This is a genomic window from Streptomyces sp. WAC06614 (genome assembly GCF_003949795.1).
Lineage (GTDB): Bacteria > Actinomycetota > Actinomycetes > Streptomycetales > Streptomycetaceae > Streptomyces.
In genome coordinates this window covers 1-7,291 of record NZ_RPRY01000334.1, presented here as the reverse complement: position 1 = coordinate 7,291, position 7,291 = coordinate 1, and the positions used below count along the sequence as shown (strand labels likewise).

Annotated in this window: 6 protein-coding genes; 3 read left to right on the top strand and 3 right to left on the bottom strand. The window is 74.9% G+C overall.

Going from position 1 to position 7,291, the window contains the following annotated elements; genetic code table 11:
- Positions 1-9 precede the first annotated feature (9 nt).
- Both EF918_RS29835 and EF918_RS29830 read left to right on the top strand, forming a co-directional pair.
- Positions 10-579: an excalibur calcium-binding domain-containing protein gene (locus tag EF918_RS29835; protein WP_260610802.1), complete on the top strand. Its 570-nt coding sequence runs from the start codon at positions 10-12 to the stop codon at positions 577-579.
- A 119-nt stretch (positions 580-698) separates the two neighbouring features.
- Positions 699-2,078, top strand: coding sequence for a cytochrome P450 (locus EF918_RS29830; protein ID WP_125652049.1), 1,380 nt, complete (start codon positions 699-701; stop codon positions 2,076-2,078).
- Between the two features lie 74 nt (positions 2,079-2,152).
- Here the strand turns inward: EF918_RS29830 and EF918_RS29825 are convergent, their stop codons facing one another.
- Positions 2,153-3,706 (bottom strand): MFS transporter, encoded by a 1,554-nt coding sequence (locus EF918_RS29825; RefSeq protein ID WP_125652048.1) that lies wholly within the window; start codon positions 3,704-3,706, stop codon positions 2,153-2,155.
- Between the two features lie 84 nt (positions 3,707-3,790).
- Here EF918_RS29825 and EF918_RS29820 point away from each other — a divergent pair, with 84 nt between their 5' ends.
- Entirely contained in the window at positions 3,791-5,929 is a 2,139-nt protein-coding gene (locus tag EF918_RS29820; protein ID WP_125652047.1) for a prolyl oligopeptidase family serine peptidase, read from the top strand.
- A gap of 119 nt (positions 5,930-6,048) precedes the next feature.
- Here EF918_RS29820 and EF918_RS29815 read toward each other — a convergent pair whose 3' ends face one another.
- Both EF918_RS29815 and EF918_RS29810 read right to left on the bottom strand, forming a co-directional pair.
- Positions 6,049-7,080: an ABC transporter ATP-binding protein gene (locus tag EF918_RS29815; protein WP_125652050.1), complete on the bottom strand. Its 1,032-nt coding sequence runs from the start codon at positions 7,078-7,080 to the stop codon at positions 6,049-6,051.
- An 11-nt stretch (positions 7,081-7,091) separates the two neighbouring features.
- On the bottom strand, positions 7,092-7,291 hold a 200-nt coding region (locus EF918_RS29810; protein WP_185921979.1), incomplete at its 5' end, for a hypothetical protein.

Below are 7,291 nucleotides of genomic sequence, written 5' to 3'. Positions count from 1 at the left end.
GTCGTCGTCCTGGTCGCCGGGTGCGGGGACACCGAGGGGAAGGGCGGCTCGGCCAAGGGCAGTGCCCGGCCCGCCGTCTCCGCCGCGCCGTCCGCCCCGGCCAAGCCGGTGATGCCCGGTGTGGTCGGGCAGCCGTTCAAGGAGGCGCAGGCGGCCGTCACCCAGGTGAGCGGGGTGACCGCCGTCCAGCCGCGCAGCGCCTACGCCGATGTCACCCTGGCCGCCGACCCCGCACAGTGGACCGTCTGCTTCCAGACCCCGGCCGCCGGCGCCGAGGTCCCCGCCGGGACCCGGCCCGAACTGTCGCTGACCGCGCCCGGGTCCACCTGCCCCCAGCAGGCCGGAGCCACGTCGAAGCCGAGCAAGGCGCCCTCGAAGGGGCCGGGCCCGACGCCGACGAACGCACCCGGGCCGGCCGAACCGCCCGCCGGGGCCACGCCCGGCGGCGCCCCGGCCGGGGTGTACTACAAGACGTGCGCCGACGCCAGGGCCGCCGGCGCGGCGCCCATCCGGCGCGGCCAGCCCGGCTACGGCAAGCACCTCGACCGCGACAACGACGGGATCGCCTGCGACAAGTAGGCGACGCACAGGCCGGCCGGTGCGGCGGTGTGTGGGGCGGTCGGAGCGGGTAGCGGGGCACAGTGGGGACCGTAGGGACGGCGCACGGGGCGTCGGCACGGGATGAGGGGGAGTCGGTCATGGCAGTGGACGTGACGGTCAGTGCGGCGGAGGAGATCCCGGAGCTGGCGGGGGTGCCGCTGCTCGGGTCGCTGTTCGACCTGAAGAAGGACTCGATCGGGACCTATCTCAAGGCCCAGCGCACCCACGGCGACGTCGTCCGCATCACCGCCGGACCGCCCGGACTGCGGGCCGCGCTGTACTGCGTGTTCTCGGCCGAGGGCGCCCAGCAGGTGCTCGCCGCTCAGTCGGCCAACTTCCGCAAGGACAACCCCTTCTACGAGGAGGTCCGGGAGTCCTTCGGCAACGGGCTGCTGACCAGCCAGGACGAGGAGTACCTGCGTCAGCGCCGGCTGGTGCAGCCGCTGTTCACCCGCAAGCGGGTCGACGGGTACGCCGGCGCGGTGGCGGCCGAGACGGGCACCACCCTCGACGGCTGGCGCGACGGCGCGGTGGTCGAGCTCACCGACGAGATGATGCGCCTGGCGCTGCGCGCCGTGGCCCGGATCCTGTTCGGCACGGACGTCGACTCCACCGTGGACGTCGTGGACCGCTGCTTCCCGGTCATCGCCGACTACTGCCTGCGCCGCGGCTACTCCCCCGCCAACCTCCCGCGCACCTGGCCCACGCCCGCCAACCGGCGCGCCGCCGCCGCGATGGAGGAGCTGTACGGGGCCTGCGACCGGATCATCGCCGACCGTCGCCGCAGCCGGGACGCGGGCGAGGACCTGCTGTCGTTGCTGGCCGCGGCCCGGGACACCGACAGCGGGGACGCGTTCGACGCCACCGAGCTGCGCGACCAGGTGCTGATCTTCCTGCTCGCGGGGCACGAGACCACGGCGACCTCGCTGGCCTTCGCCCTGCACCTGCTGGGCCGTCACCCGGAGCAGCAGGAGCGGGCCCGGGAGGAGGTGCGGACCGTGCTGGGCGACCGTACGCCGCAGGCCGCGGACCTGGACCGGCTGCCGTACCTGACGCAGGTGCTGAAGGAGGCCATGCGGCTCTACCCGGCCGCGCCGGTGATCGGCCGCCGGGCGGTGGCCGAGGCGGAGGTGGCCGGGCGGCGGATCCCGGCCGGGGCGGACGTGATCCTGGCTCCGTGGGTGACCCACCGGCACCCGGACCACTGGGCGGACCCGGAGCGGTTCGACCCCGACCGGTTCACGCCGGAGGCGGAGGCGGCCCGGCCGCGGTACGCGTGGTTCCCCTTCGGCGGCGGACCGCGGGCGTGCATCGGCCAGCACTTCTCGATGCTGGAGTCGGTGATCGCGCTGGCGATGATGCTGCGCGCCTACGAGTTCGAGGCGGTGGACACCGAGGTCCCGGTCAGCGCGGGCATCACCCTGCGCGCCGAGGGCCCGGCCCGCTGCCGTCTGCGCGCCCTGACCCCGTCGTCGTAGCCCGCGCGGCGCCGTAGCCGTGGCCCCGCAGCCGTGGTCCGCCGTGGCGCCGTGGCCCGCGCGCGGCAGCGATGTCAGCCGGGGCCGGCGGCCGGTACGTGGTTGCCCTGGAGCCGTTCCCGGTCCGACGCCCGGACCTGGATCACCAGGACGGCGATCAGCGCGCCGAGCAGGGTGAAGCAGGCGGCCACGACGAAGGCCTGGGTGATGCCCGCGGTGAGGACCAGGTCGCCCCACGGGTCGGGCAGCCGGCGGGTGTCCCGGAAGCGGACGATCTCGGCGGGGCCGGCCTGGGCGAGGAAGGCCGGGACCTGCTGGACGGCCTCGCTGCGGCTGGCCGTGCCGAAGACGGTGACCAGGATGGACAGTCCGAGCGAGCCTCCGACCTGCTGCATGGTGTTGAGCAGGCCGGAGGCGGCGCCCGACTCCCGGTCGGGCACGTTCGACAGGGCCATCAGCGTCAGGGAGACGAACTCCATGCCCATGCCCGTGCTGAACACCAGCACCGGGCCCAGCACGCTGCCGAAGTACGTCGAGTCGACGTCGACCCGGGTCAGCCAGGACAGCCCGGCCGTGCAGCACAGCGCGCCGAGGACCATGAACGGCTTGGGCCCGAACCGGGGCAGCAGCCGTGAGGTGATGCCCGCGACGATCGCGATCACCACGCTGACCGGCAGGAAGGCCAGACCCGCGCGCAGCGGGCTGAAGTCGAGCACGTCCTGCACGAACAGGGTCAGGAAGAAGAACATCCCGAACATCGCGCAGGCCAGGAACAGCATGATCCCGTACGTCCCGGCGCGGTTGCGGTCGGCGAACATGTGCAGCGGGGTGATGGGCTGGCGCGAGCGCCGTTCGTTGAGCACGAAGGCGAGCAGCAGCAGTACGGCCGCCGCGAACGACAGCAGGGTCCAGGGGTCGCGCCAGCCGTCCTGGGCGGCGCGGATGAACCCGTAGACGAGCGCCACCATGCCGAGCGTGGAGGTGAGCGCACCGGCGAGGTCGAAGTGGCCCGCGTGCCGGGGGGACTCGCGCAGCACCCGCCGGGCCATGACGGCGATCAGCACGGCGATCGGCACGTTGACGAAGAACACCCAGCGCCAGTCGAGCCACTCGACGAGGACGCCGCCGGCCAGCAGCCCGATCGCGCCACCGGCCGCCGAGACGGCGGCGAACACCCCGAACGCCCGGTTGCGGGCCGGGCCTTCGCGGAAGGTGGTGCTGATCAGGGCCAGGGCGGTGGGCGAGGCGACGGCGCCGCCGACGCCCTGCAGGGCGCGGGCGGCCAGGAGCTGCCCGGAGTTCTGCGCGAGCCCGCCGAGCAGGGAGGCCAGTCCGAAGAGCAGCACGCCGAAGACGAACACCCGTTTGCGGCCGAGGATGTCGCCGGTCCGGCCGCCCAGCAGGAGCAGTCCGCCGAAGGTGAGGGTGTAGGCGTTGACGACCCAGGACAGGCTTTCGGTGGAGAGGCCCAGTGCCGTCTGGATGTGCGGCAGCGCGATGTTCACGATGGTGATGTCGAGCACCACCATGAGCTGGCAGGAGGCGATGACGAAGAGCGCGAGGCCGTTCCCGCCGGTGGGGGCCTCGGCGGTGGTCCCGGTGGAGGTGGGCCGTTCGTGGGGAGCCACGTCTTCGACGCTAGACCCGGTCCCGGGGCGTCACCACTCCAATGGCCTAGGCGGTGTGATATTTCACATGTCACACTACGCTCCATGGACGCCTTCGACACCTCCGACACCCTCGCCGACCGCCCCACCTCCGACGACCGCGACACCCGCGACGACCGCGGCGACCGCGACGCCTTCCTCACCTCCTCGGCCCGCACCCACCGCTTCTCCTACGGCGCCCCGCGCGCCTTCGCCTTCGGCGACGGGGCCCGTCTGCTGTACTTCCTGCGTTCCTCCGGCGCCACCGACCCCTACGACGGCCTGTGGGTGCTCGACACCACCACCGGAGTCGAACGCCTGCTGGCCGACCCCCGCACCCTGGCGCCCGAGGGCGGCGCACTCCCGCCCGCCGAGCGCCGCCTGCGCGAGCGGATCCGGCTGGCCGCCGAGGGGATCGGCTCCTTCGCCCTGTCCGGCGACGGCCGCCGCGCGGCCTTCACCCTCCACGGGCGGCTCTACGCCGTCCACGCCGACGGCGACGGGCACCCCGAGGAGATCCGCACCGCCGGGCCCGCCGTCGACCCCCGTCCCGGCCCCGACGGCTCGGTCGTCGCCTACGTCTGCGACGACGCCCTGCACCTCGCCCCGGGCGGCCGCATCAGCCCGCCCGACGGCGCCCGCTGGGGCCTGGCCGAATTCGCGGCCGCCGAGGAGCTCGACCGCGGCCGCGGCCACTGGTGGTCCCCCGAGGGTGTGAGCCTGCTGGCTGCCCGGGTGGACGAACAGGCACTGGAGCGGCGGTACTTCACCGACGCCGCCCACCCCGAGCTGCCCGCGGAGGACTTCGCCTACCCGGTGGCGGGCGGCCCCAACGCCGACGTCCAGCTCTGGGTGCTCGGCCCCCAGGGGCAGCGGATCCGCCTCGACTGGGACGCCGAGCGGTTCCCGTACGTCTGCGACGCCGGCTGGGAGTCGGAGCAGGAGATCCTGCTGACCGTCGCGGACCGGCTCCAGCAGCAGGTGCTGCTGCTCTCGGCCGACCCGGCCACCGGCCGCACCCGCACCCTCGCGCGCACCACCCACCCGCAGTGGGTCGACGCACTGCCCGGCACCCCGGCCCGGCTGCCCGACGGACGGATGCTGACCTCCGCCGACACCCCGGCCCAGGTGGCCCGCGGCCTCTGCGTCGACGGCAAGCCGGTCACCGGCGACGAGGTCCAGGTGCGCCGCGTGGCCGGCGTCCACGACGGCCGGCTGCTGATCGAGGCCGCACTGCGCGACCCCGCCGAGCAGCAGGTGCTGCTGCTCGACCCGGACACCGCCGAACTGACGCCCCTCGCCGACGGGCCGGGCGTGCACACGGTGACGGCCTCCGCCGGGGCCCTGCTGCTGACCTCGGCCGGCGCCGACGGGATCCGGCGCACCCTGACCACCGCCGACGGGCGCACCCTGACCGTCCGGGACCTGTCCGAGCCGCTGCCGTACCGGGTGGGGCCGCTGCTGGAGCGGGTGACCGAACACCGGGTGCCCACTGCGCTGGTGCTGCCGCGCGGCCATGTGCCCGGCCGGCGGCTGCCCGTGCTCCTCGACTCCTACGGCGGCCCCGGCTTCCAGGACGTCGTCGCCGAGCCGCGGCGCTGGCAGGCCCGCCAGTGGTGGGCGGACCAGGGGTTCGCCGTGGTCACCATCGACAACCGCGGCACCGCCGGCGTCTCGCCCGCCTTCACCCACGCCATGTACCGGGGCTTCTCCGCGGTCACCCTGGAGGACCAGGCCGCCGCCCTCGCCGCGCTCGGCGCACGCCACGCCGACCTGGACCTGACCCGGGTCGGGGTGCGCGGCTGGTCGTACGGGGGCTATCTGGCCGCCCTCGCGGTGCTGCGCCGCCCCGACGTCTTCCACGCCGCCTCCGCCGGGGCCCCGCCCACCGACTTCCGGCTCTACGACACCGCGTACACCGAGCGCTACCTCGGCCTGCCGCAGGAGCACCCGGAGGTCTACGAGCGGGACTGCCTGATCGGTGACGCGCCGCGGCTGTCCCGGCCGTTGCTGCTGATCACCGGGCTCGCCGACGACAACGTCCACCCCTCGCACACGCTGCGGCTGTCGCAGGCCCTGACCCGGGCGGGCCGGCCGCACCAGCTCCTGGCGCTGCCCGGGGTGACGCACATGCCCCCGGCCGGGGTGCGCGAGCAGGTCATGCGGCAGGAACTGGCCTTCTTCCGCCGGGAACTGGGCGCCTGACCGGCGTTCGGCACGTACCGCGTACGGCACGTACCGGCCGCCGCCCGCGGCCGGACACGGCGAAGGGCCCCGCAGACTCCATCGGCTCCGGGGCCCTTCCCGCTTCCCTGGTTTCCCCGTCAGTCACCCGGGAAGTGGCAGGCCACCTCGCGCGACGCGCCCGGGGCGGCGATCTTGAGCAGCGGCCGGTCGGTCCGGCAGACCTCCTGGGCCTTGGCGCAGCGCGGGTGGAAGGTGCAGCCGGGCGGGGGCGCGGCGGGGCTCGGCGGGTCGCCGAGCAGGGTGATCCGCTCGCGCTGCCGCTCGGCGACCGGGTCGGGCAGCGGTACGGCGGACAGCAGGGCCCGGGTGTAGGGGTGTTGCGGGTCCTCGTAGAGGGACTTCTTGTCGCCGATCTCCACGATCCGGCCGAGGTACATCACGGCGACCCGGTCACTGACCCGTTTGACCACCGACAGGTCGTGGGCGATGAACACGTAGGCCAGGCCCAGTTCGCGGCGCAGCCGCTCCATCAGGTTGACGATCTGCGCCTGGACGGAGACGTCGAGGGCGGAGACCGGTTCGTCGGCGACGACGAGCCGGGGGCCGGTGGCCAGCGACCGGGCGATGCCGATGCGCTGGGCCTGGCCGCCGGAGAACTCGTGCGGGTAGCGGTCGATGTGCTCGGGGATCAGCCCGACCAGGTCCATCAGCTCCGCGGCCCGGCGCCGGGCGTCGGCGGCCGACCAGCCCTGGACCAGCAGCGGGTCGGAGATGATCCGGGCCACGGTCTGGCGGGGGTTGAGCGAGGAGTGCGGGTCCTGGAAGACCATCTGGAGGTGCCGGCGGACCGGGCGCAGGGCGCCCTGCGACAGCCGGGTGATGTCGCGGCCGTCGAAGGTGATGCTGCCCGCGGTGGGTTCCAGCAGCCGCACCAGCATCCGGCCGGTGGTGGACTTGCCGCAGCCGGACTCGCCGACCAGGCCCAGGGTCTCCCCGGCCGCGAGGTCGAAGGAGATCCCGTCGACCGCGCGGACGGGCGCTCCGCGCGAGCCGGTCCGGCCGCGCCGGCCGGGGAAGGCCATGGTCAGGTCGCGCACGGACAGCAGGGGTGCGGCCCCCGCCTCGGGGGCGGGGGCGTGGGCGGCGGTGGCCGGGCCGGCCGCGGCCATGGGGTCGGCGGTCATCGGGCCTCCTCCTTCGCGGTGACGCCGGTGATGCCGGTGACGGCGGTGGCTGCCGGATCCGCTGCGCCGGCCGGGTCGGCCGGAACGGCTGCGCCGGCCGCGTCGGCCCGGGCGGCCGGGTCGGCCGGGTCGGCCGGAGCGGCAGGAGCGGCAGGAGCGGGCCCGGCGAAGTGGCAGGCGACGCTCCGGTGCGACC

Coding starts and splice junctions, on each gene's coding strand:
- EF918_RS29820 (WP_125652047.1), top strand. CDS start 3,791: ATGGACGCCTTCGACACCTCCGACACCCTCGCCGACCGCCCCACCTCC.
- EF918_RS29815 (WP_125652050.1), bottom strand. CDS start 7,080: ATGGCCGCGGCCGGCCCGGCCACCGCCGCCCACGCCCCCGCCCCCGAG.
- EF918_RS29830 (WP_125652049.1), top strand. CDS start 699: ATGGCAGTGGACGTGACGGTCAGTGCGGCGGAGGAGATCCCGGAGCTG.